At 64.3% G+C, this 23137-nt stretch carries 30 protein-coding genes; 12 read left to right on the forward strand and 18 right to left on the reverse strand.

The annotated features are described in order from the left end of the window. Positions 1-2 precede the first annotated feature (2 nt). Both gnd and G6N68_RS21595 read right to left on the reverse strand, forming a co-directional pair. The gene (gene gnd, locus G6N68_RS21590) at positions 3-1043 is read right to left on the reverse strand and encodes a phosphogluconate dehydrogenase (NAD(+)-dependent, decarboxylating) (protein WP_263991920.1); all 1041 of its coding nucleotides are present in this window, start codon (positions 1041-1043) and stop codon (positions 3-5) included. Continuing rightward, entirely contained in the window at positions 1040-2446 is a 1407-nt protein-coding gene (locus G6N68_RS21595; protein ID WP_163718850.1) for a glucose-6-phosphate dehydrogenase, read from the reverse strand. The genes gnd and G6N68_RS21595 overlap by 4 nt, the downstream gene beginning before the upstream one ends. Before the next feature lie 79 nt (positions 2447-2525). Here G6N68_RS21595 and G6N68_RS21600 point away from each other — a divergent pair, with 79 nt between their 5' ends. Then, positions 2526-3359 (forward strand): adenylate/guanylate cyclase domain-containing protein, encoded by an 834-nt coding sequence (locus G6N68_RS21600; RefSeq protein ID WP_163716712.1) that lies wholly within the window; start codon positions 2526-2528, stop codon positions 3357-3359. Here G6N68_RS21600 and G6N68_RS21605 read toward each other — a convergent pair. Beyond that, the gene (locus G6N68_RS21605) at positions 3311-3520 is read right to left on the reverse strand and encodes a hypothetical protein (RefSeq protein WP_163716715.1); all 210 of its coding nucleotides are present in this window, start codon (positions 3518-3520) and stop codon (positions 3311-3313) included. The two genes, G6N68_RS21600 and G6N68_RS21605, sit on opposite strands and share 49 nt — an antisense overlap. Positions 3521-3579: 59 nt before the next feature. Between G6N68_RS21605 and G6N68_RS21610 the strand changes: the two genes are divergently transcribed. Beyond that, on the forward strand, positions 3580-4296 hold the full coding sequence (locus tag G6N68_RS21610; protein WP_163716718.1) for a guanylate cyclase: 717 nt from the start codon (positions 3580-3582) through the stop codon (positions 4294-4296). Between the two features lie 2 nt (positions 4297-4298). On the opposite strand, the gene G6N68_RS21615 is transcribed toward G6N68_RS21610, so the two are convergent. The 4 genes from G6N68_RS21615 to G6N68_RS21630 all read right to left on the reverse strand — a co-directional run bounded on the left by G6N68_RS21615 (position 4299) and on the right by G6N68_RS21630 (position 7126). After that, positions 4299-4811, reverse strand: a complete 513-nt coding sequence (locus G6N68_RS21615; protein ID WP_163716721.1) for an OsmC family protein — start codon at positions 4809-4811, stop codon at positions 4299-4301. A gap of 217 nt (positions 4812-5028) precedes the next feature. Beyond that, complete coding sequence (locus G6N68_RS21620; RefSeq protein WP_163716723.1) at positions 5029-5589, reverse strand: C40 family peptidase; 561 nt, start codon at positions 5587-5589, stop codon at positions 5029-5031. A 392-nt stretch (positions 5590-5981) separates the two neighbouring features. Beyond that, the gene (locus G6N68_RS32220) at positions 5982-6209 is read right to left on the reverse strand and encodes a type II toxin-antitoxin system death-on-curing family toxin (protein WP_371871643.1); all 228 of its coding nucleotides are present in this window, start codon (positions 6207-6209) and stop codon (positions 5982-5984) included. Further along, positions 6170-7126, reverse strand: coding sequence for a DUF1214 domain-containing protein (locus G6N68_RS21630; RefSeq protein ID WP_163716726.1), 957 nt, complete (start codon positions 7124-7126; stop codon positions 6170-6172). Before G6N68_RS21630 ends, G6N68_RS32220 begins: the two co-directional genes overlap by 40 nt. A gap of 300 nt (positions 7127-7426) precedes the next feature. Here G6N68_RS21630 and G6N68_RS21635 point away from each other — a divergent pair, with 300 nt between their 5' ends. Continuing rightward, a complete protein-coding gene (locus tag G6N68_RS21635; protein ID WP_163716730.1) occupies positions 7427-7807 on the forward strand; it encodes an HNH endonuclease in 381 nt (126 codons plus the stop codon). A gap of 95 nt (positions 7808-7902) precedes the next feature. Here G6N68_RS21635 and G6N68_RS21640 read toward each other — a convergent pair whose 3' ends face one another. Together G6N68_RS21640 and G6N68_RS21645 are read right to left on the reverse strand one after the other, a co-directional pair. Next, positions 7903-8331 (reverse strand): hypothetical protein, encoded by a 429-nt coding sequence (locus G6N68_RS21640; RefSeq protein ID WP_163716733.1) that lies wholly within the window; start codon positions 8329-8331, stop codon positions 7903-7905. Beyond that, entirely contained in the window at positions 8328-8663 is a 336-nt protein-coding gene (locus G6N68_RS21645) for an Mtp family mycobacterial-type pilin (protein ID WP_503826933.1), read from the reverse strand. Before G6N68_RS21645 ends, G6N68_RS21640 begins: the two co-directional genes overlap by 4 nt. 118 nt (positions 8664-8781) lie before the next feature. Here G6N68_RS21645 and G6N68_RS21650 point away from each other — a divergent pair, with 118 nt between their 5' ends. Together G6N68_RS21650 and G6N68_RS21655 are read left to right on the forward strand one after the other, a co-directional pair. After that, positions 8782-9282 (forward strand): nitroreductase family deazaflavin-dependent oxidoreductase, encoded by a 501-nt coding sequence (locus G6N68_RS21650; protein ID WP_163716736.1) that lies wholly within the window; start codon positions 8782-8784, stop codon positions 9280-9282. A gap of 66 nt (positions 9283-9348) precedes the next feature. Beyond that, entirely contained in the window at positions 9349-9744 is a 396-nt protein-coding gene (locus G6N68_RS21655; RefSeq protein WP_163716739.1) for a DUF732 domain-containing protein, read from the forward strand. 320 nt (positions 9745-10064) lie between these two features. Here G6N68_RS21655 and G6N68_RS21660 read toward each other — a convergent pair whose 3' ends face one another. Continuing rightward, entirely contained in the window at positions 10065-10406 is a 342-nt protein-coding gene (locus tag G6N68_RS21660; RefSeq protein ID WP_163716740.1) for a DUF1801 domain-containing protein, read from the reverse strand. Between the two features lie 23 nt (positions 10407-10429). Next, positions 10430-10837, reverse strand: a complete 408-nt coding sequence (locus G6N68_RS21665) for a VOC family protein (RefSeq protein ID WP_163716743.1) — start codon at positions 10835-10837, stop codon at positions 10430-10432. A 130-nt stretch (positions 10838-10967) separates the two neighbouring features. Between G6N68_RS21665 and arr the strand changes: the two genes are divergently transcribed. Continuing rightward, positions 10968-11378 (forward strand): NAD(+)--rifampin ADP-ribosyltransferase, encoded by a 411-nt coding sequence (gene arr / locus G6N68_RS21670; RefSeq protein ID WP_163716746.1) that lies wholly within the window; start codon positions 10968-10970, stop codon positions 11376-11378. Positions 11379-11408: 30 nt separating this feature from the next. Here the strand turns inward: arr and G6N68_RS32225 are convergent, their stop codons facing one another. The 4 genes from G6N68_RS32225 to ychF form a co-directional block, all read right to left on the reverse strand. Beyond that, on the reverse strand, positions 11409-11948 hold the full coding sequence (locus tag G6N68_RS32225; RefSeq protein WP_371871645.1) for an SRPBCC family protein: 540 nt from the start codon (positions 11946-11948) through the stop codon (positions 11409-11411). After that, the gene (locus tag G6N68_RS21680; RefSeq protein ID WP_163716751.1) at positions 11920-12288 is read right to left on the reverse strand and encodes a type II toxin-antitoxin system VapC family toxin; all 369 of its coding nucleotides are present in this window, start codon (positions 12286-12288) and stop codon (positions 11920-11922) included. The genes G6N68_RS32225 and G6N68_RS21680 overlap by 29 nt, the downstream gene beginning before the upstream one ends. Beyond that, positions 12285-12482, reverse strand: coding sequence for a type II toxin-antitoxin system VapB family antitoxin (locus tag G6N68_RS21685; protein WP_163716754.1), 198 nt, complete (start codon positions 12480-12482; stop codon positions 12285-12287). Before G6N68_RS21685 ends, G6N68_RS21680 begins: the two co-directional genes overlap by 4 nt. A gap of 286 nt (positions 12483-12768) precedes the next feature. Then, on the reverse strand, positions 12769-13842 hold the full coding sequence (gene ychF / locus G6N68_RS21690) for a redox-regulated ATPase YchF (RefSeq protein ID WP_163716756.1): 1074 nt from the start codon (positions 13840-13842) through the stop codon (positions 12769-12771). 84 nt (positions 13843-13926) lie between these two features. Here ychF and G6N68_RS21695 point away from each other — a divergent pair, with 84 nt between their 5' ends. Next, entirely contained in the window at positions 13927-15150 is a 1224-nt protein-coding gene (locus tag G6N68_RS21695) for a DUF6542 domain-containing protein (RefSeq protein ID WP_205351405.1), read from the forward strand. 23 nt (positions 15151-15173) lie between these two features. Here G6N68_RS21695 and G6N68_RS21700 read toward each other — a convergent pair whose 3' ends face one another. Continuing rightward, a complete protein-coding gene (locus G6N68_RS21700; RefSeq protein ID WP_069420931.1) occupies positions 15174-16181 on the reverse strand; it encodes a 4-hydroxy-3-methylbut-2-enyl diphosphate reductase in 1008 nt (335 codons plus the stop codon). An 89-nt stretch (positions 16182-16270) separates the two neighbouring features. Here G6N68_RS21700 and G6N68_RS21705 point away from each other — a divergent pair, with 89 nt between their 5' ends. Genes G6N68_RS21705 through G6N68_RS21720 form a run of 4 tightly spaced genes read left to right on the forward strand, consistent with a single transcriptional unit; the run spans position 16271 to position 19527 of the window. After that, the gene (locus G6N68_RS21705; protein WP_163716759.1) at positions 16271-16882 is read left to right on the forward strand and encodes a lipid droplet-associated protein; all 612 of its coding nucleotides are present in this window, start codon (positions 16271-16273) and stop codon (positions 16880-16882) included. Next, on the forward strand, positions 16879-18120 hold the full coding sequence (gene xseA / locus G6N68_RS21710; protein ID WP_163716762.1) for an exodeoxyribonuclease VII large subunit: 1242 nt from the start codon (positions 16879-16881) through the stop codon (positions 18118-18120). The genes G6N68_RS21705 and xseA overlap by 4 nt, the downstream gene beginning before the upstream one ends. Then, positions 18113-18355 carry an exodeoxyribonuclease VII small subunit gene (locus G6N68_RS21715; RefSeq protein ID WP_163716764.1) on the forward strand — a complete coding sequence of 81 codons (243 nt, stop codon included), beginning with the start codon at positions 18113-18115 and terminating at the stop codon, positions 18353-18355. Before xseA ends, G6N68_RS21715 begins: the two co-directional genes overlap by 8 nt. A gap of 41 nt (positions 18356-18396) precedes the next feature. Then, positions 18397-19527, forward strand: a complete 1131-nt coding sequence (locus tag G6N68_RS21720; RefSeq protein ID WP_163716767.1) for a 3-beta-hydroxysteroid dehydrogenase — start codon at positions 18397-18399, stop codon at positions 19525-19527. A 4-nt stretch (positions 19528-19531) separates the two neighbouring features. On the opposite strand, the gene G6N68_RS21725 is transcribed toward G6N68_RS21720, so the two are convergent. Beyond that, positions 19532-21070, reverse strand: a complete 1539-nt coding sequence (locus G6N68_RS21725) for a carboxylesterase/lipase family protein (RefSeq protein ID WP_163716770.1) — start codon at positions 21068-21070, stop codon at positions 19532-19534. Positions 21071-21165: 95 nt separating this feature from the next. Between G6N68_RS21725 and G6N68_RS21730 the strand changes: the two genes are divergently transcribed. After that, entirely contained in the window at positions 21166-22356 is a 1191-nt protein-coding gene (locus G6N68_RS21730) for an AI-2E family transporter (RefSeq protein ID WP_163716774.1), read from the forward strand. Here the strand turns inward: G6N68_RS21730 and G6N68_RS21735 are convergent. Beyond that, the gene (locus tag G6N68_RS21735; protein WP_163716777.1) at positions 22337-23134 is read right to left on the reverse strand and encodes a dienelactone hydrolase family protein; all 798 of its coding nucleotides are present in this window, start codon (positions 23132-23134) and stop codon (positions 22337-22339) included. The genes G6N68_RS21730 and G6N68_RS21735 overlap by 20 nt on opposite strands. Between the last annotated feature and the right edge of the window lie 3 nt (positions 23135-23137).

The following is a 23137-nucleotide window of genomic DNA, read 5'->3' on the forward strand; positions in this document are numbered from 1 at the left end:
GGTCAGCCCGATGGCTTCTCCGCGTGGCCGCCGAACTGCTTACGCATCGCCGACAGCGCCTTGTTGGCGAAGTCATCGAGGTCGCGCGAGGCGAAGCGGGACTGCAGGGCCGTCGTCAACACCGGCGCGGGCACCCCCTCGTCGATGGCGGCGATGGAGGTCCACCGCCCCTCCCCCGAGTCGGAAACCCGCCCCGAGAATTCCTGTAGGGTGGGCGATTCCAGCAGCGCAATCGCGGTCAGGTCGAGCAGCCAGGAGCCGATGACGCTGCCCCGGCGCCACACCTCGGCGATGGCCGGAATGTCGAAATTGTATTGGTAGAACTCCGGATTCGACATCGGCGCGGTTTCGGCGTCGCTTTCCATCACGCGGGTCCCGACGTCGGCATTGCGCAGGATGTTCAACCCCTCGGCGAGCGATGCCATCATCCCGTACTCGATTCCGTTGTGCACCATCTTGACGAAGTGGCCCGCTCCGGAAGATCCGCAGTACAGGTAGCCCTTCTCCGGCTGCCCCACTTCACCGTCCCGGCCCTTGGTGCGGGGTGCCGCGTCCACGCCAGGCGCGACGGTGGCGAAGATCGGCTCGGCGTAGTCGAACGCCTCCGAGTCGCCTCCGATCATCAAACAGTAGCCACGCTCACGGCCCCACACGCCGCCGCTGGTTCCGCAGTCGAGCAATCGAATTCCCTTCGCGGACAATGTCTTCGCGTGCTTGATGTCGTCGCGGTAGTAAGAGTTGCCACCGTCGATCACGATGTCGCCCTCATCGAGGATTTCGGCCAGCTGCTCGATCACCCCGGTGGTGATGTTCCCGGCGGGGACCATCACCCACACCACGCGCGGGGCGTCCAGCTTCTCGGCCAGTTCCGACAAAGTGGAAGCGCCGGTCGTTCTTTCCTCACCGGCCATCGCCTCGATGGCATCGGGGTTGTGGTCGTAGACCACACACTCGTGTCCGCCTGCGGCCACCCGCCGGACGATGTTGGCACCCATCCGACCCAGACCAATCATCCCGAGCTGCATCTTGTTATGTCTCCTCAGTGCTCTGAGTCCGTTTTTCGCGGCATCCACGGTTGATGCCAACCGCAGTCACTAGGCAACATCGCCTGTGCAGCCTCGGGACCCCACGTCCCACGGTCGTAGTACTGGATTTCGCTGGGATTATCAAGTAAAGGCTGCACGATGCGCCAGGTTTCCTCGACGCTGTCTTCACGGGCGAAGTGCTGGTGGTCGCCGATGAGCGCAGCATGTAAGAGATGTTCGTAAGGCTTGACCGGCTCGCCCAGGTCTTCGACGAACGAGGAGTCCAGGTGGATGTCGGTCCACGTATCGCCGTGGGCTGACAACTGCAGCCGCATGCCCGGATCGGGATTGATACGCAGCACGATCTGGTTTGGCTCGGCCGGTCGACGGTCGGGCAGGAAAGCCAGGGCGGGCACACGATGCAACAGGAGCCGCACCTCGGTGACCTTCTCGGGCAGCCCTTTGCCGGCCCGCAAATATATCGGCACCCCCGCCCAGCGCCAGTTGTCGATTTCCGTGCACAACGCAACAAAGGTCTCCGTCGTCGAATCCTTTGCGACATCTTTGATTTCGGTATAACCCCGGTACTGACCACGGACGCATTGCTCGGGGTCCAGCGCCGGCATCGCGCGGAAAACCTCGGCCTTCTTGTCGTTGAGGTCGTCCGCGCCCGGCCCTACCGGAGGATCCATCGCGACCAACGCCAATACCTGCAGCAGATGGTTTTGCACTACGTCACGCAACGCGCCCACCGCGTCGTAAAACTCGCCGCGTTCCTCTACACCGAGATCCTCGGCCATGGTGATGTGGATCGCGGCGACGCTGTCGCGATCCCACAGCCTGGCCAGCGACCGGTTCGCGAATCTCAGGAATTCCAGCTCGATCACGGGCTGCTTGCCCAGGTAGTGGTCCACCAGCAGAATCTGATCTTCGGCCAGGACGGCGCGCAGCCGGGACTTGAGTTCGCGTCCTGATTCCAGGTCATGGCCGAACGGCTTCTCAACGGCGACGCGGGCCCGTTGCAACAGCCCTTCCTCGGCGAGGTTCTCCACGATCGGAGCGAACAGAGCGGGCGGCATCTCCAGGTAGTACAGCGGGCGACGGTCGGAGCCGATCCGCTCAGCCAACGACCGGTAGAGCTGGCTGTCGGTGACGTCGCCATGCAGGTAGTCCAACCGACCCGCCAGCCGTTCGAAGACGTCCTCGTCGATATCTTCGCCGGCGTCGTCTAGTGCCTTGCGCGCCCGTTCCACCAGCTTGTCCAACGACAGTTCGTCGCCGGCCACGCCCAAGATCGGGCAGTCCAGCAGTTCGCGACGCTCGAGTCGGTACAGGGCACGGAAGGTCATCTTGTGGGCTAGATCGCCGGTAATGCCAAAGATCACCAACAGGTCTGCGGACGCATTTCCGTCGTCGGCCAACGCTCCACCTCCCCAAGTCACCTACTTGGTCCACTACCCGATACGTCCGAACTCAACACGCATGGCCGGGTTTGGCAGGATGAGGTCCATGGGGGACCCGTGGCATCTCGCGGTTTACCTTCTGACCGGTGTCGCAGTGCTCGAAGCCGGCGGAATCGCCGCTCTGTGGGTGCTGCTGGCCCGCAGCCAGCGCGAACTCGACGAAATGCGGCAGCGCGCCGACCCGTACAACAAGTTCCTGTCCGGCAGCCGTGAGGCCGTGAAGACGGTGTGGGAAACCGCAAACCGCCTGCGCAAGGAGGGCTTCGGCGCCGCCGTCCGCGGCTCCATCGAAGACCTTGCCGATTGGGCGGAAGTGGAGCGACCCGATCTGGCCAAAGTCACTCCGGACGGCCGCGTGGTGATTCTGTTCTCCGACATCGAAGGGTCCACCGCGCTCAACGAGCGGATCGGCGACCGTGCCTGGGTGAAGCTGATTGCTGCGCACGACAAGATGGTGCAGAAGCTGGTGCGGGAGCGGTCCGGGCATGTGGTCAAGAGTCAGGGCGACGGCTTCATGATCGCGTTTGCCCGTGCCGAGCAGGCGGTGCGCTGCGGAATGGACATCGAGGACGCCGTGGCCAGGGATGGACATCGCAAGCGGCACAAGGAATTCCGAGTGCGCATCGGCATCCACATGGGTCGCTCGGTGCGCCGCGGCGATGACCTCTTCGGGCGCAACGTCGCGATGGCCGCCCGGGTCGCCGCACAAGCCGAGGGCGGCGAGATCCTGGTCAGCGAACCAGTGCGGGACGCCGTCGCCGACTGCGAGGGTATCGAGTTCGACGACGGTCGCGAGGTCGAACTGAAAGGATTCTCCGGCAGCTACCGGTTGTTCTCGGTGGCAGCTTCGCCGGAATCCGAAACCGACTGAGGCTCTTGCCCATTGGTCTCAGCCAGCCGCTGGTGCAACCGGTCGCGAATCTCGTCGGGGGTGTAGGCACGTCGCTTCCGCTGATCGCGCGCAACCACCGCACCGCCGGCGACCACACCGGCGACACCGGCTAGACCGATCCACTTCCAAACACCACGCATCCGCACAGGCTATCGCGCCTCCTATCTCGCCCAGCGCACTTCTGTCCTATTGTGCTGACGTGGAGTCGAGCCAGCTGACCCTGGACCAAGCGCTGAACGTAACCCGCACCGGTGACCTTTGGTTGTTTCGGGGCCGTTCCGGTCCCGACCGCGCCATACAAGCCCTGACGAACGCCCCGGTGAACCACGTCGGCATGACCGTGGCGATTGACGACCTGCCCCCGCTGATCTGGCATGCCGAGTTGGGCGACAAGCTGACCGACGTGTGGACGGGCACCAACCACCGCGGCGTACAACTCAACGATGCCCGCGAGGTGGTCCTGCAATGGACTGGCCGCTATCAACAGCGATGCTGGCTCCGCCAGCTGACGCCATACGCCACCCGTGAGCAGGAGAACGCACTGCTGCGGGTGATCGCGCGGATGGATGGCACACCATTTCCCACCACCGCCCGGTTGACCGGTCGCTGGTTCCGCGGACGGCTGCCGACCGCCTATGACTGGATACGCGGAATCCCGCTCGTGGACAAGAAGGTTCGCGAACAGACGCAACGCCGCAAGGAGCAACACCGCAAGATGGGCCTGGAGACGGCGTACTGCGCCGAGACGGTCGCCATCACCTACGAGGAGATGGGCCTGATCGTCACCGACAAGGACGCCAACTGGTTTGACCCGGGCAGGTTTTGGAGCGGTGACACACTACCGCTGGCGCCGGGGTATCAACTGAGCCAGGAAATCACGGTCCTGGTGGACGGAGCCGATAACCCGACCGGTTGAGCTCAGTCGAACTCCAAGCGCGTGCTCACCGGCGTGACATTGCGCGTCAAATCCAACACCGGGCAGTGCGCATCGACCGCTTCCTGTAGCTCGCGGTAGCGCTCGGGCGTCTCGGGTCCGGTCACCTTCACCACCACCCGCACTTCCTGGAAGCCGGCGCGGACGGCGTCGTCGAATCCGAAGAAGCCGCGCACGTCGAGATCGCCTTCGGCGCGTGCGGTGATGTCATCGACGGCGATCCCGAGCCGTTCCGCCCAGAACCGGTAGGTCACGATTTGGCAGGACAGCAACGAGGCCAGGTAGTACTCGACCGGGTTCGGCGCCTTGGCCTCGCCACCGAGCGCCGGCGGCTCGTCGACCTCGATCCGATACGGGCCGAGTGTGGCGGTGCTCGCGACCGCGTCGTGGGACATGGCCGAGGCTTGGAAGGCGACTTGGGCGTTGGCTTGGTCGGCTTCGACCGCGTCGCGGGTAGCGGCGATGATGCCGGCCAGATGGGTAGTCGAGGTGGTCACCCGGGCAATGCTATATAGCGCGGGTCTGTTGTCGACCCTCCCGCTCACCGTGACTCGAATCCCGGCCGCCCATATTTTGGCAAGAATTGCAGCCACGCCCCGCACGCATTGTGATTCAGACCACAAATGCGGCGGGGCGTGGCAGTAATATCAGTCGTTGTTAAATGTGATTCAGGTCCCAATTGGATACTGAAATCACCGCATATCGGCGGGTGGGCTAGATTTCTGCGACGTCGTCCGGAGCGGCCTCGGGGGCGGCTTCCGGAGCGCCTACCGGGATAACTTCCGGAGCGTCCTCGGGAATGCCCTCAGGGGCCGGAGCCGGCGCAGGTTCTACGGCGTCGACCAGCTCAACTGGCGCATCCGGCAGGGGCGGAAGTCCTGCCATCGGGTCTTCCATCGCGTCGAGGTCCATCGGCAAGAACATGTGATGGGTGAATTGTCGCTGGTAAGCGCCACCGCCACCGATGCGCACCCCGCCGCCTTCACCACTGGAAACCGGGGTGCCGTCCGGCAAGGTTGCCGCGGCGTGGCCGCCGTTCCAGCCGACCACCAAGGCATTGGGAGCGGTTCCATACTGAAAGCCACGCTGCAACAACGCAGACTCCATGTTTCCGGTGTTGAAACGGTTTCCGAATGTCGGCCGGTCCGTAGCCGTATTCGCGACCCAGGAAACCAGCCCTGAGCAGTCGGTGCCCGCGGGAGTGTCCCCGCCGGAAATGTACGGCGTCCCGGAGACCTGATTTATAAGCGTCAACAACGTCGCAAGAGCAATCATGGCCAGGGACGCTACCCAATTTATCAATAGCTAAGCAAACTATGTGGCATCAATCACTTAATTCAAAAATGGCGATGACCTGCACATACAGGAGAAATGTAACGCCAAAATCTATAATCTGAAACAGAAGTGATCAATGTGACGTAGCAAATTACGTTACTAATCCAGATTTTTTGGATTTTTCGGCTCTAGCAGCAGGTCAACTTGTCGCCAGTCACTCAATGATTGGTCCTGGCAACGTAACTATTGCGCATCGCGGCGATAGCGGACACCCCGAGGCGGCTAGTTTCGTGTGTTATAGCCCCAGCTGAGGGGGTCGCCCGGGGCGATTCCGTGGCCCGGGTCACATGACCCAGCCGGCCAGCGAATCCGCCACTTCGCGGTAATCCGCCTCACCCAACGCCACAAGCAACGATGAGGTCATACGCATCGTCGTCAGTGGCGACGAGCCGATGCCCGTTTAACCCATAGAACACATAGCTAGCCAGCCAACCTAACCGCTTGTTGCCGTCCACCAATGGGCGGTTCCTGACGATGTACTCCAAGAGGACGGCAGCCTTCTCGTGTAGCGACGGACCTGTCAGCCCTGCTCGCGCCGCGTAAGCATTGGGGGCGTCCACGTGCCGTCCAGAATTTCGCCCTTGGGCCGGTACAGCCGGATGACATAATTCCAGCCCTCGGGGGTGACAATCGCGTTCGGCGGAAGGTCGCCGTCCGCGGAGGCCACGAGGTGCACCGTGATCGAACCGTCGTCATTGGGCTGGCCGGTGACACTGTTGACCGAGTAGAGGCCCTTCGCGTTCGGTTCGAAGAATCCCTTCGCGTTGTACACCGACACCGACCAAAACGCCTCGACCGGAACATCTTTGAACACGAGTTCGTAGTCACCGACGGGAACGTTCGGGTCGACGCCGACGTAGGTCGCCTCGGACGTCGGTAGCCCACCCCACCCTGCCGCACAACCGATCAGATGGCGAACCGGATCGACCTCATCTCGCCGGCCGAACATGCGGTCGAAGTTGTTGAGTCCCCGGGCCAGCGCAAGCAGTGCGTCGCGGGTGGCGTCGAGACTGTCGATGTCATAGTCCGGCTTGACGAATTCCTTCGCTGATCCGGTCTCGATCACAAGGCGGTCCTGCAGTGCTGCCACTGCGGCGACATCTGCGGCGTCATTGGGATCAACCAGAATTCGAACGCCAACAAGAACGTAGCGGGAGCCGTAGTCGTCGCTGATCAGCGGGTATTCACCCGCGTCGTGGAAAACGCTGTTCACATAGTGGTCTTCGTTGACGACCATCGCCGAGAGGTAGCGGCCGTCCGCGTCCGGCAGCCGCAGCAGCGCCGGTTGGGCGAGATCGACGATCGCGAAGCTGTACAGCGTGTCCCGGTTGAGCCGGATCACCGTCTGCTCGTCGATGCGGGCGGGTGTCCGGTTGTGCCGGAAAACCCCGACGCCGCCGGCGACAGCCTGAATGTCGGCGAACATTCGGTGGGTTTCCGCTCGGACGAAGTTGTCCACATTGACGACGATCGCCATCAGCTACCTCCTCGAAGCACGGCTTCCCGGGGAGCAGACTACGACGGGCGTCGGCGCCGCAGGTTTCGTCTCGCCTGCCGCATAACTCACCCAGGCGCGGTAAAACGACCAAACCTGCCGGGATATAGGAACTTTCGGTGCCCTGGCCAGCTTTCAATGCCAGCGCCACGAATTCGACGTGACTGGCCCCGTGCCATCACATCATGCCTCCCCTGTACTCATTACCCCGCAGAGCAGCATTTCGACATCGACCGCGATTCGGTGCGGATGATCGGCGTTGTTTCCAGTTAGCGTGTGCCGGTGGCAGTTCGGCGTCCGACTCGCGCGCAGCGATATGCGCGTCGTCGGAAGCGGCGGATAGCCAGCCGCGTCCACGACCTCACCGAGGCGCAGTGGACGGCGCTCAAATCTGCCTGGGGGCACTGCGCCTATTGCGGGGCGAGCGACACCGCGCTGCAAAAGGATTGCCTGCTCCCCATTGCGAACGGTGGCCGCTACACCCTCGCCAACGTGGTGCCGAGTTGCCGATCGTGCAACGCGAGCAAGTGCAACTCTGAAGTCACCGCGTGGATGCGGCGCAAGAAGCTCGACGAACGCGGCTTCCTTATTCGGCAGGTCGAGATCGTCCGGTTCATCGCCGCCGAGGCAGCTAGCACCGCGGATGATTCGTGCGTCAGCTAGCAACCGTTGCCGCTGTGACGCGGCGGCAAGGACGAGAGCAGCCCCGTCGCCAGCAAGCGTTACGCAGTCCGAGCCGGTGTAGGCGCGGCGCGGGTCTACTGCTGACCTTCTAATAGGTGGGCATAAGGGTCAGCGTCGTTACCGACGGACTCAGGCATCGGATAGTAGGTCTTGATGAGCAGGTTTCCGTCTGGGTCCCAAGCGAATGTCTCGATGCTGTAAGCCATTTGAACGTTCGGCTCAGTCCCGAAGTAGTTCTCGCAGACCCAGGCCATCTCGTTTCCGTTGACTTGCACCGTGATCATCTTGATTTTGAGGATCGGCTGGAACATGTCGAATGCGTCCGAGGTCGCAGCGGCGAAGCCGCGCTTTTCTTCGGTGCCGACGGGGTCGAACATCCGGACCTCGCCCGGGCAGAGGGTGCGCCAGGACGCGACCCATTCGTCCTTCCTGCCCGCGTTCCACAGTTCGGCGTGTTTCGCGGCATGCGCCAAGCGCGCTTGCCGGCTCGGCACTTTGCTCATGCCGGAGTCCAGATGTTGTTGTTCCAGAAACCCCAATTGTTTTCCAGGGGGTTGTAGATCAGCTGAGCTCCAGGAGCCCATGACGGCTGGGGCGGTCGCGGCGGTGCCCATCCCGGCGGCGGCCCCCAGGGGCCCCAGCCGGCCCAGACCGCACCCGGCCAGTCGTGGCAGGCGTGCCAGTCCCAGTTGTAAATGTCCTCCCAGGCCGGATCCCAGTAGTCACCCGGGCACCAATGCAGTGTCGGCATCGGCGGCGGAACCGCTTGGGCCACACCAGCAGTCAGGCCGAGGCCGGACAATGCCAACCCGCCACTTGCCAGCACCGCCGTCACCCATCGTCTCGCTCGCTGTGCAGCTGCCATCTGTTAAGAATTTCCCTCTACCGGAGCTCAGGCAAGTGGTGATTCGAAGTCCGTTTATTCGGGAGACCCGAAGCGATATCTTTCGGGGATGGGACTGCATTACGTCGACCCGAACAAGAAGCGCGGTTTCATCTATCGGCTCAACGAGCGATTTTCGCGCTCACGTGTAGGTCGGGCCTACGCGCTAGGGCCTGGCGCCCGGATCGATCCGATACTTTTTCGGGCAACGGGCGGCCGGTACCCGTGGATCTTGGGCTCAAGCGCCACTGCTCCACTGGTGACGACAGGCGCTCGATCAGGTCAGTCGAGGCAAGTCCAAGTGACGTACTTCCATGACGGGCCTGACCCAATCCTGGTCGCGTCCAACGGTGGCAAAGCCAATCACCCCAGTTGGTGCCACAACCTGCGGGCGCACCCCGAATGCGAGTTGGGGGACGAGCCGTTTGTCGCCGCCGAAGTCACCGACGAAGACGAATACGAACGGCTGTTTGCGCTGGCCAGTCGGGTCTTCGCCGGGTATGCCGAGTATCGGATCAAGGCGACGGCTGCTGGCCGCCGCATCCCTGTGTTCAGGCTCACGCCGCATTAGCAACCAGGGCCGCGCCGCGCCTGATGCGATTAGGATTACGTCGAAATCAAGCTAGGAAGTGATCTCATGGTCCGCATTGCCATCGCGTTGCTAGTCCTTGCCGTCGGGTTGGCCGCGCCGGCTTTCGCGGACCCCAAGGACGACGCCTTCCTCACCAACCTCAACACCTCGGGCATGGACTTCGGCCCACCCGACAAGGCAATTCAGCTGGCGAAAAACGTCGTGTGTGGGACGCTCAGCAATAACCCCGACACTCCCAACGCGGACTTGGTCAGCAAGGTCACCAATGCCACCAACTGGCCGGCGCTAAATTCCGCTTACTTCACCGGAGCCGCGATTCAGGCCTACTGCCCGCAGTACGGTTCGCTCACTGTCCCTACGCTTCCCAGCAAAGTTCCGGGCGCACCCAGCACCGTTCCCCCCGCGCCTACCTCGCCGACGGTCCAGGCCGCTAGCGCGTAGAGAGTCCGGCTGCGGCGCCTTCGGCGCCGAACGTGTGCACTGTGCACCACCCCCGCCCGCGGGACGGGGCAACACCCCTCACGCTCGGCGACACCACCGCGGCCACACCTTGGACGCCGAACGTGAGCTCTACGCACCACCACCGCGCGAAACGGGGCAACACGCCTCACGCTCGGCGCCGCCAGTCGGCCACGTCGCCCGCCGAAGGTGAGCCTTACGCACCACCCCCACGCGAAACCGGGCAACACCCCGCACGCTCGGCGACACCACTCGGCCAGACCAATGCAATTCCTTGCGGGGCAAGGGGGAACGGGCTGAACCTAGCTGCGGTTAACCCTGACCGCCTCTTGAATCAGTGCCTTGAACGCGTTCGCGTCCAATTCGTCGTCTTCGCGCAGATCGATGGCGCGCCGGACGGGGGCATTGAGGCTCTCATTGAACAAGTTGTCGGGATCGCGCAACGACGAACCTTTCGCGAAAGTCAGTTTGACCTTCCCCTTGTACATTTCCAGCGTGCAGATCAAGCCGTCCAAGTAAAACGTCGGCACGCCATCGGGATTGGATGGCTTGCGCCACTTGATTTCCTCGACGACATCGGGCTCGGCCTCTTTAATTAGCGACCGAATCTCCTCGACCCGACCGGGGCGCCAATCATCGCTCACATCGCCAATGTAACCGCCGCTGGTTAACCGGCGCAGATCCCGAACTTTGCGCGGGCAGCCTCGGTCACCGGGGTGAACAGGTTGACCAGGTTCCCGTCCGGATCACGAAATAACAGTCCGCGGTTACCCCACGGCATGGTCCTGGGCTCTGTGACGACCTCGGCCAGGCGCCCGCGCAGGCGCTCGTACTCGGAGTCAACATCGTCGACGATGAACTCCACGATGGCGCTTCGGTTGGCGGCCGGCTCGGCGGACCCGTCTCCGAACAGCGGCACGGTCTTGTCACTGCCGATCGCCAACGTGCCGACCGGCGTCGGAATCTCGGCGAACAACTCATTGCCCCATACCGCGGAGGACTCGGTGACCATCTCGTAGAACGCGACCAGTCGTTGGACATCGGCCGTGATGACGCGCGTCGAAACGAACTTCACCTAACTCCCCCTGCTCTCGGTGTGCGACGGCTGCAGAAGAAACGCTAGGCATTCCCACTGACAACCCACTGACAACCCGCTGAAAACCAAGCTCAGCTGCGCATCACGCAGAGATTCGTAACCTGGAGCCATGGGCGGGGTACTAGACGAAGGTCCGTTTTTCCACGGCACGAAGGCCGAGCTGGAGGTCGGGGGCCTGCTAACCCCGGGTTTCCCTTCCAACTACCGGCCGGAAATCATCATGAATCACATTTATTTCACCGCTCTGATCGACGGTGCCGGGCTAGCGGCCGAGCTCGCGCCGGGACCGGGCGAGCCACGGGTGTATCTCGTGGAACCGACCGGTGAGTTCGAGAACGATCCGAACGTCACGGACAAGAAGTTCCCCGGCAATCCGACCCGTTCCTACCGCAGCCGCGAACCGCTGCGGGTCGTCGGAGAAGTCGAAAACTGGACGCGGCTGTCCGCCGAAGCGCTCCAGGCATGGCGCGACCGGTTGGCGGCACTGCGGGCCGACGAGCGCGGCGAAATCATCAACTGAGCAGAGAACGACGACAGAACCGCTACGCGATCAACTCTCAGCCGCGTTGGACAACCCGGCTGCGAGTCTCGCGACATGCCACCGGATCGCCGCCTGCAATGGTCGCCCCAGACCGGGCACGAGACACGTGAAACTGGGCGACCAAACGATTACACAGCCCTCCGGACGAGGTTCGATGACGACGGTTGCCTGGTAGTCGCTCAACGCCGGAGGTGGCGACAACACGTTGTACGAGTGAAGGTGCGGCCGGGACCCGTCGAGCAATCTCCTCTGCGCGTCTTGCGCACGCCACCGACTGCCGTCTGGGGCGCCCCGCGTCGCTCCCAAGACCCTTCGACCAACGACGGCACCCAGGCCGTTCCAGCCGTCGACATCGACCAGGGTGTCGTAGACCGCTTCAGGCAAAGCACCCGATGGTGTCTCGACGCGAAAAGAGCACCGTTTCGCCATGATTCGACACGCCACTAGCGGCAGCGAACCGACCGGCAACTTTGCCCCTAAGCCTTGGACCGAAGCTCCACCAAATCCACTCCGCACATTGTCACTCGCCGAAAAGCGGGACACCCGCATCCGAGGACGCCGCCTTCAATCGCTTGTCTCTGGTCCAGAGCTTCGCTCCCTCAACCATGACGACGGCGGCCATCAGATGTACATCCACCGCGCTCAGACCACGTCCCCAAAGCTGCCGCCGTTCAACGAAATGCCGGATTTCAGCATGTTGCGCAGTCGGGAACTGCGTCAGGTTCCCTAGCAGGTCGAGCACAATGTCCCGACCCGCAATTGACCCGAGCGCCAGTTCCTCGATGACCAGTGGATGGCAGCCGACCGCATCGAGTTCCAACCGCTCGACCAGCCTGCGCTCCACGGTGTGGAGATGATCGATCCACACTGAGGTGTCGACCAGAATCATTCCTGCATGCCGCGTCGCCGCGGCGCGGCCGTCGCTTCGGGATCCGATCCACCCAGTGCGGCAAGACGTCGAGCACTCTCCACCCGGATCAGCGTCTGCAAGCCCCGTTTTAGCAGTGCGACATTCTCGTGCACGCCCGTTAGCTCTGCCGCCTTGGCGAGCAGTTCGTCATCGATGGTGACGGTGGTCCTCATTCGACATCTCCATGCGCATCATTGATGCACTCCATGATGCCACAACCGCAGGCTAGCGCGCGGCGGACGGGATACCGAGCCGTGGACAAGGACGATGCCATCTGCCATGGTCCGCGGCTCATAACGCCCAACGGATTTCACCGGTAACGGCGGCGGCAGCGCCAAGAGCATCCCCGGCACGGGCTTCACCGGCGGCGGCGGCAACGGCGGTCCCTAGCCCTTGACTCTGCAGTGAGGGCGCAGAAGTGCGAGAGATCACCGCCATAGACGCAGTGTCAACGAGCGACTACACGTTGAACCGGAATTCGACCACGTCCCCGTCAGCCATGACGTAGTCCTTCCCCTCCATCCGGACCTTGCCGGCAGCCTTCGCCGCCGCCATCGACCCGGCGGCGACCAGGTCGTCGAAGGAAACGACCTCGGCCTTGATGAAGCCCTTCTCGAAGTCACTGTGGATCACCCCGGCCGCCTTGGGCGCCGTGTCGCCCTGGTGAATCACCCACGCCCGCGCTTCTTTCGGCCCCGCCGTCAGATACGTCTGCAGCTTCAAGGTGTGAAAACCGGCCCGGGCCAATGCATCCAGGCCCCGCTCGGTCTGCCCGATCGACTCCAACAACTCCGCGGCGGATTCGTCGTCAAGTTCGATGAGTTCGGATTCGATTGCCGCGTCCAGGAATACGGCGTCCGCAGGAGCGACGAGTTCACGCAATTCGGCGATGCGCGCAGCGTCGGTCAGCACCGCTTCGTCGGCGTTGAACACGTACAGGAACGGCTTGGTGGTCAATAGGTTCAGCTCGCGCAGCAGCGAGAAATCCTCGCCGGAGGCAAACAGCGTCTTGCCGGTATCGAGCACCTGCTGAGCCCGCACCGCCGCCTCATGTATCGGCCTGCGCTCCTTGTTGGTGCGGGCTTCCTTCTCCAGCCGAGGCAGCGCACGTTCGAGGGTCTGCATGTCGGCCAAGATCAGCTCGGTTTCGACGACCTCGATGTCGGACCGAGGATCGACCTTCCCCGCGACGTGCGTCACATCGTCGTCGGCAAACACCCGCACTACCTGGCAGATCGCGTCGCACTCACGAATGTGCGCCAGGAACTTGTTGCCCAGGCCGGCGCCTTCCGACGCCCCCGCGACAAGTCCCGCGATGTCGACGAACGTCACGGGGGCCGGGACGGTGCGCTCCGATCCGAACATCTCCGCCAGCTTGTCCAGCCGCGGGTCGGGCAGCGACACCACGCCCTCGTTCGGCTCGATCGTCGCGAACGGATAATTGGCCGCCACCACGTTGTTCCGGGTCAGCGCGTTGAACAGAGTCGACTTGCCGACATTAGGTAGACCCACGATTCCCAAGCTCAGGCTCACAGGGAGCCAAGTGTAGGTGGCACGCCAACATCAGTTGTCCAGCTATATACGGGGCTTTGGCTCAGATGCCGGTACGGTCAACATGTGTCAACGCAGCGCGCTGGATCGACGGTGGAGCCGAGCCACCGCTCGATACTCCGCAATCTTCCGGGTGTGCCCTGGTGGGCCGCAGTGCTTCTCGCCGCCGGGACGACTGCGGTTGGGTACTTGCTTGATGCCGGCAACAAGGAGTTGAGCCACACCTTCGCGGGCCTCTACATCGCCGGTTGCGTGGCAGCGGTGCTGGTGGTGCGCCAGTCGGCCGTGTTCACCGCCGTCATCCAACCGCCCCTGATTTTGTTCTGCGCGGTGCCGGGCGCCTACTGGATGTTCCACGGCGGCAAGATCGATAAGTTCAAAGACCTGCTGATCAACTGCGGCTACCCACTCATCGAGCGGTTCCCGCTGATGCTGGGTACCGCCGGCGGCGTACTTTTGCTCGGCCTGATCCGTTGGTTCATCGGAAGCGCACAACGCACCGGCGCAGTGGCGAACGCCACACAAGAAGCCGAAGAAGACGCTGCCGTACCCAACCCGCGCCCGTCGATCTTCAGCGGGATTGCGGCGAAACTCAGTTCGCTGCTGGGCGGTCCCGAGACCGACGACGACGAAGCGTCCGGCACCGACTCGCAACCGGCCCACAAGATCAGCCGTTCCACCAGAAGCAACCGCACCGCACGAAGCGGTCTCTCAGGCGAACGGTCGGCACGAACCCGTTCCGGTTCCCGTTCCCGGCATGCCCGGCCACCGTTGGACGAGCGCGGCGAACCGGCCGCCGACCGCCCGCGCCGCCCGCGCAGAACGCCCCCGAGCACCGCGGGGGATTTCGACGCCGACGAGCCACCCCGCCGGTCGCGTCGCCGTCCGCCCCCATCCGAATCCGACTTGCGAGCCCAACCGCCTCGGGAGATGCGTCGCGACCCGCACCCGCGTCGCAACCCCTACGAGCGGCCCTACGACCGACCTCAGCGCCGCAGCAGCCGCTTCGATCCCTACGAGGGCTACGAGGCGGCCGACCCTGCCGAACGCGAACGCGAGCGGCCCAGCAGGCGCCGAGAAAACCCCTACGACCGGTACGCGCCCTACGAACCCCCGCCCCGGCGCCGCCCGGCGCCCAGCGGAAACGGCGCGAACCCGACTCACCATCCGATTTCCCAGGTCCGGTACCGCACGTCAGCGCCGCGGGAGGAAACCCGCGACGAGCCGCGGCACGAGCGGCGGAGTCGGCCGCGGGCACCCCGCAAAACGCAGCCAGAATCCTGGGAGTAGGCAGTCCTCTAGGCCCGGCGAAGCTAGCTTGACCGGCTGGGCCGGATCTCGCGCGGCAGCGCGAACACCAGCGTCTCGTTGGCTGTCGTCACCGGTTGCACCATGTCGAACCCGCAGTCGGCGAGCCGTTCCAGCACACCGCGCACCAGCACTTCCGGGACCGACGCACCGGAGGTGACCCCCACCGTGGTGACCCCGTCCAGCCACGCCGGATCGATGTCGTCGGCCCAGTCGACCAGGTAGGCGGCCCGAGACCCGGCGTTCAGCGCCACCTCGACCAGTCGGACCGAGTTGGACGAATTGCGCGAACCGACGACGATCACCAGCTCGCACTCCGGGGCCATCGCCTTGACGGCGACCTGCCGGTTCTGGGTCGCGTAGCAGATGTCGTCGCTGGGCGGATCCTTGAGCTTGGGGAACCGCTGCCGCAGCCGCTCGACGATCTCCATGGTCTCGTCGACCGACAGCGTGGTCTGGGAAAGCCAGATCACCTTGTCCTCGTCACGCACGGTCACGCTGTCGACGGACTCCACACCGTCCACCAGTTGCACGTGGTCGGGCGCCTCGCCGGCCGTGCCGATGACTTCCTCGTGGCCCTCGTGCCCGATCAGCAGGATGTCGTAGTCGTCGCGGGCGAAGCGCTTGGCCTCGTTGTGCACCTTGGTGACCAGCGGGCAGGTGGCGTCGATGGTCTGCAGATTGCGCTCGGCGGCGGCCGCGTACACCGTCGGCGCCACGCCGTGCGCAGAGAAAACCACGATGGCCCCTTCGGGGACCTCGTCGGTTTCCTCGACGAACACCGCTCCCGCCTGGGCCAGGGTGTCCACCACGTGCCGGTTGTGCACGATCTCGTGACGCACGTAGACGGGCGCACCGTACTTTTCCAGCGCACGTTCCACCGTCTCGACGGCGCGGTCGACGCCCGCGCAGTAGCCGCGCGGCTCGGCGAGCAGCACTCGCTTGCGGTTTTGGATTCCAGAGGCCACCGATATCGAAGCACCGGGAATCCCCATGTCGATAGGCGGCACCATGATGTTCAGGGTACGTAACGCCAACGCGGTCCCGCCATCTGCGCGTCTTCAGCTTGGAGTTAGCCGCAGCTTCAGGCAATCTTGGACACATGGCTAGTGCACCGTATGGCGTTCGGCTCATTGTCGGCGCGGCGACAGTCGCCGTGGAGGAGACGATGAGGCTGCCGCGAACCATCCTGATGTATCCGATGACGCTGGCGAGTCAGGCGGCGCACCTGGTGATGCGGTTCCAGCAAAACCTGGCCGAGCTCGTGATCAAGGGCGACAGCACCCTCGAGACGCTGTTCCCGCCCAAGGACGAGCAGCCCGAATGGGCGGTTTTCGACGAGGACCTCGAGGTCATCGACGGCGAAGGGGGCTCGTTCCCGTTCCCCGGCGGCCCGGACGCCGACAACGACCGCCGCGCCGAGGGAAGGTTCGCGCTGTACTCGGTTTCCGACGTACCGGACTCGGCAAGCGACCCGACCCAGCCCATCTCCACCGGGCAGCGGCCGTCGTCGTCCGGGGCTGACGTCGAGCCGCCGGCGGTGGCGACCGAACTCGACTACCCCTCCCTGACGCTGGCCCAGCTGCGGGCTCGCCTGCAATCGCTGAGCGTCGCCGAGCTCGAAACCCTGCTGGCCTACGAGCAGGCCACCAAGGCCCGCGCCCCGTTCCAGACCCTGATCGCCAACAGGATCACCCGCGCGAACGCCAAGTGACCCGGGCCGCAGCAGGGAATTCGGCCGAGAATCCGTTCCCGGTACGCGCGGTAGCCATTCGGGTCGCGGGCTGGATTGACCGACTCGGCACGGTATGGGTGGAGGGGCAACTGGCCCAGATCACCATGCGGCCCAACTCCGCGACCGTGTTCATGGTGTTGCGTGATCCCGCTGCCGACATGTCGCTGACCGTCACGTGTTCGCGGGACCTGGTGCTCAACGCACCGGTCAAATTGACCGAAGGCACCCAGGTGGTGGTCTGCGGCAAGCCGCAGTTCTACACCGGCCGGGGCACGTTCTCGCTGCGGCTCAGCGAGATTCGCGCCGTCGGCGTCGGTGAACTGCTGGCCCGCATCGAGCGGCTGCGCCGCCTGCTGGATGCCGAAGGTCTCTTCGATCCGCGCCTCAAACGGCCAATCCCGTTTCTGCCCCACACGATCGGCCTGATCACCGGTCGCGCCAGCGCGGCCGAGCGGGACGTGACGACGGTGGCCACCTCGCGCTGGCCCGCGGTGCGATTCGCCGTGCGCAACACCGCGGTGCAGGGACCCAACGCCGTTTCACAGATCGTCGAGGCGTTACGGGAACTCGATCGCCACGTCGAGGTCGACGTGATCGTGTTGGCACGCGGCGGCGGCAGCGTCGAGGACCTGCTGCCGTTTTCCGACGAGACGCTGTGCCGTGCCATCTCGGCCTGCCGCACGCCGGTGATCAGCGCGGTCGGCCACGAACCCGACAACCCGTTGTGCGACCTGGTCGCCGATCTGCGCGCCGCCACTCCCACCGACGCGGCCAAGAAGGTGGTCCCCGACACCGCTGCCGAACAGCGCCTGATAGACGACCTGCGCCGGCGCAGCGCGCAGGCGTTGCGCAACTGGGTTCACCGCGAGGAGCGAGCGTTGGCCCACCTGCGTAATCGGCCGGTGCTGGCCGACCCGCTGAAGATGATCACGACACGCGCCGACGAAGTGGATCGTGCCCGCTCGGCGCTGCGTCGCGACATCAACCGACTGATCCACGCCGAGAGTGAGCGCATCGGTCACCTCGGCGCGCGCTTGGCGACGTTGGGCCCGGCGGCCACCCTGGCCCGCGGGTATGCGGTCGTGCAGACCGTGACCGGCACCGATACTCAGATACTGCGTTCGATCGACGACGCCCCCGCCGGCACCAAGCTGCGGGTGCGGGTTGCCGACGGCGCCATAGCCGCTGTGAGCGAAGGACACACCCCACATGACTGACGAGTCTTCTGCGGACACTCCTATTACGCCTATTAGTCAGCTCGGCTACGAAAAATGCCGAGATGAACTAATCGAAGTCGTGCGCCTTTTGGAGCAGGGCGGACTGGACCTCGATGCGTCGCTGAAACTATGGGAAAGAGGCGAACAACTAGCTAAACGGTGCGAAGAGCACTTAGCTGGCGCCCGTCAGCGGGTGACCGATGCACTCGGGTCCGGCGACGCCTCGCAGGACTGACCCAAACCAAAATACTATTCCAAACTGGAACACGTTTCACTATGCTTCGCCGCATGGGTGATGCATCTCTGACAACCGAACTCGGCCGCGTCCTGGTTACCGGAGGCTCCGGCTTCGTCGGCGCCAACCTGGTCAAGACATTGCTCGACCGCGGACATTTTGTCCGTTCCTTCGACCGGGCGCCGTCGCCACTGCCGCAACACCCGCAACTGGAGGTGCTGCAGGGAGACATCACCGACAGGGCAACCTGCGAAGCAGCGGTGGACGGCATCGACACGGTCATCCACACTGCGGCGATCATCGAGTTGATGGGCGGCGACTCGGTGACCGAGGAATACCGGCAGCGCAGTTTCTCGGTCAACGTCGGCGGCACCCAGAACCTGGTGGAGACCGGTCAGAAGTCCGGCGTCAAGCGGTTCGTCTACACGTCATCCAACAGCGTGGTGATGGGTGGCCAGAACATCGCCGGAGGCGACGAGACGCTCCCCTACACCGACCGGTTCAACGACCTCTACACCGAGACCAAAGTGGTCGCCGAGAAATACGTCTTGGGACAGAACGGCGTCGAGGGCATGCTGACCTGTGCCATCCGGCCCAGCGGCATCTGGGGCAGCGGCGACCAGACGATGTTCCGCAAGCTGTTCGAAAGCGTGATCAAGGGCCACACCAAGGTCCTGGTCGGCAAGAAGTCGGTGAAGCTGGATAACTCTTACGTGCACAACCTGATTCACGGTTTCATCCTGGCCGGCCAACATCTGGTGCCCGACGGCACCGCACCCGGGCAGGCGTACTTCATCAATGACGCCGAACCGATCAACATGTTCGAGTTCGCCCGGCCGGTGGTGGAAGCGTGCGGCGAAAAGTGGCCCAAGGTAAGGGTTCCCGCTCCGGCCGTGCACTGGGCGATGACGAATTGGCAGCGGCTGCACTTCCGGTTCGGGCTCCCCGCACCCCTGATCGAGCCGTTGGCCATCGAACGGATCTCAACGGACAACTACTTCTCAATTGCCAAGGCGCGCCGCGATCTTGGCTACGAGCCGCTGTTCACCACCGAGCAGGCCCTGGCCGAATGTCTGCCCTACTACATCGAGTTGTTCAACAAGATGAAGGGCGAGGCTCAGGCCGCCAAGAAGGCGGGCAAGCGCACCCCGGCGGCCAGCGGATCGCGTTAGGCGCTTATCGGAAGCTCACCATCTGCCGACCCCACGCGGATCGGATGCGTGCGTCCGGGTCGTGCAACAGAGCATCGTGCTTGTCGATGACCAGGCAGGCCCGGTCGGGGTCCTGATATGACGGCCATGCCGGCTCACCGGCCGCACCTTCCGGCTTTCCAAGGGTGGCGAAGTTAGTCCACCGGCGCCGCATCCGTTCGGATATCGCGAACGCGGTCTTGGCGCCGCCGAGCTTGAGCGTCGGATCCTTGGGCATACCGAGATTGCCCCAGACGTAAGGCAATTCGGTGGCATGCGCGGCACGCACCTGCAGCAGTTTCAGCAACGGCGTCGCATAGTCGAACCGGTAGAGATATGTCGGGGCCACCTCGTGGTGGCCGTCGGCAAGCCACAGTGTCGGCATCCGGAAGCCGACATCGGTGGCGATGCTGAGGTAGCGCGACTTGGGCCGGTGGCGCGCGTAGGCCGAAACGATCTCCTCTTCGGAGGGCAACTGCAGGTCGGGTTGTTCGGCGGCGATCTGGGTGAACATCGACGTGATCGCGTGCGGAGTAATCGGCATCAGCGGCGACCTCAGCAGCCGGAACAGCGCCGCCTCGTGCTTGTTGGTGCCGATGATCAGCGGGATTGGAAGCAGGCGGCCCTGCTGAGCCAACTTCACCGGATAGTCATGCAGCAAGTCGCCGTCGATGATCGGGACGAACGCCAGCGTGCCGGGGTTGCGGACGGGCACTTCATCGAACACTTCGCGCGCGGCCGCCACGAACGCCGCCGTCGACACCTCCGGGACCTTCGCAATGTCCGACGGGCCGAGCCCAAGCTTGTCGAGGACGCATTCGGCGACCCGGCGCCCCCGCTCCCGGTCGTACACCGACGTGGCCGGCGAGCTCTGGGCGATCCCCCGGGCGAACAGTCCCTCGGCCGCCGGGCTGGCCAGCAGCGTGGTGACGATGCCTGCGCCGGCCGATTCACCGAACAGCGTCACCCTGGCGGGATCGCCGCCGAATGCCGCGATGTTGTCGCGTACCCACCGCAGCGCGGCCAGCACGTCGTGCAGGCCGACGTTGGCGTCGAACCGCTGTCCGGATGCGCTGAACGACGACAGGTCCAGGAAGCCCAACGCGCCCAGGCGGTAGTTGACGGTCACCACGATCACGTCGCCGTCGCCGGCCAGCCGCGTGCCGTCATACAGGGGCTGGCTGCCCGACCCCATCACGTAAGCACCGCCGTGCAGCCACACCATCACCGCTTTGCCGGCGCCGGGCTCGGTGCCGGCCGGTGCCCAGATGTTCAGACTCAGGCAGTCCTCGCCCTGCGGTGCGCCGAGGTCGAGCGGCATGTTCGGAATCACGGGTTGCGGGCAGGCCGGCCCGTTGCGCGTGGCGTCGGCGACCTCGGTCCAGCGCCGGGGTGGTTCGGGTGCGCGAAAACGCAGGTCGCCGACCGGCGGTGCGCCATATCGAAGGCCTCGCCATACCTTGACGCGCCCTACCTGGCACCCACGGACGGGGCCGTAGCTGGTTTCCACGACGCAGTTGTCCATGGACTCCTATCTACCGCCGAGCAGACGCAAAATCCCACGATTGGGGCCGAAATCACGCGAGTTTGCGTCTTCTCGCGCGTAATGTTGCGCTGCGCATGAACACCGAATTCACGCTCACCCAGAAGCGCGCTCTCGCGATCATCACGCTGATCGCGCTGCTGTTCGGCGCGTATTTCCTGCGCCAATACTTCGTGCTGATCGTGGTCGCGGCGGTCTTCGCCTACCTGTTCACGCCGCTGTTCAATTGGTTCAACAAGCGCGTCAACACCGGCTTGTCGGCCACCTTCACCCTGTTGTCGGCGCTGGCCGTCGTGATCGTGCCGGTGGGGCTGCTGGTGGGGCTGGCGATCGTTCAGATCGCCCGGATGGTCGAGCACGTCGCGGACTGGGTCAAGGCGACCAACCCCAGCGAACTCGGCCAGAGGACCCTGCAACTGGCGAACGACTTGTTGGCCCGGATCCCGTTCGCCCATGTCACCGTCACCGAGGAACAGCTGCGCAAGGCGATGGTCACGGTCGCGCAGACGGCCGGCGAATGGTTGCTGCACTTCCTGCAAAACACCGCGGGCAGCCTCGCCGGCGCCATCACCTCGGCGATCATCTTCCTGTACGTATTCGTCGCTCTGCTGACCAACCAGGAAAAGCTGCGCACCCTGATCGGGCAGCTCAACCCGCTGGGCGAAGAGGCGACGGACCTGTACCTGAAAAAGATGGGTTCCATGGTGCGCGGCACCGTCAACGGCCAGTTCGTCATCGCGTTCTGCCAGGGCGTCACCGGCGCCGCGTCCATCTACATCGCCGGGTTCCACCACGGCTTTTTCATCTTCGCGATCGTGCTGACCGCGTTGTCGATCATTCCGCTGGGCGGCGGCATAGTGACCATCCCGTTCGGCATCGGGATGATCCTCTTCGGCAACATCGGCGGTGGCATCTTCGTGGTGCTCATCCACTTGCTCGTGGTCACGAACATCGACAACTTCTTGCGCCCGATCCTGGTGCCACGAGATGCCCGGCTGAATTCCGCGCTGATGCTGCTGTCGGTGTTCGCCGGAATCAGCATGTTCGGCCCGTGGGGCATCATCATCGGACCGGTGCTGATGATCATGATCGTCACCACCATCGACGTCTACCTGGCGGTCTACAAGGGCGTCGAATTGAAACCGGTCGAGCCGAAAGCTGGTAAGCGCAGCTGGTTGTCTCGCGGCTCGCGCGACGACACCGACGCCGGCGACACCGACGCCGACGACACCGAGGACGAGAGCGCGGCTAAGTCAGCCGCTGAGTGAGGAACTCGACCACCCGCTTGCGGGCTTCATACGCCGGCTGACCGTCGACCTCGCGAACCTCGTCGGTCAGCACCGAGTGCGCCATCTTGGTGAAGCCGTGTGGGTTGCCCGGGCCGGAATCGATCTCGATCACTTCGAATGCGTCGCCGAGCCGCTTCTTGAGCGTCTGGAACCGTTCGCCGGGGGCCATCTTGTCCTCGCTGAACCGCAACCCGATGGCGCACAGGCCGTCGTTCGCGCAGCGGTCTGCGATGACGCCCAACTCGACCTGACTCAGTCCGGGATCGCGGCGTTGTGCGGGCGTCAGCGGGAAAGGCACCGACGGCTGGCTGAGCACCGGAGCCAACACGCTGTCGTCGACGGCGGCCGCCAGCGCGAAACCCCCGGTGAAGCACTGCCCGATCACGCCGACGCCCTTGCCCGGCGTGGACGCATTGAGGTCGCGGGCCAACGCCCGCAGGAACAGCGCCACCGGCCGCTGCTTGTTGGTGGCCAGCGCTGCAAATTCCCGCGCCACACACACCCGCGCGATCTGCGAGGCGATATAGGCCCCGGACACCGGCCGGCCCGGAGTGCCGAACAACGACGGCATGGCGACGGTGAAGCCGTTGTCCACCAGATGGTTCCCCAGGGCCAGCACTCCCGGATGGATGCCCGGCAACTCGGGGATCAGCACCACCCCCGGGCCCGACCCCTTGCGATAGACGTCGTGCGTGTAGCCACCGCCGGTGAAAGGCGCCGCCGACCAACCGGTCAGGTCCGCTGCGGGTGCGGTCATAGA

The organism is Mycobacterium bourgelatii, assembly GCF_010723575.1.
In the GTDB taxonomy this organism is placed as follows: Bacteria; Actinomycetota; Actinomycetes; order Mycobacteriales; family Mycobacteriaceae; genus Mycobacterium; species Mycobacterium bourgelatii.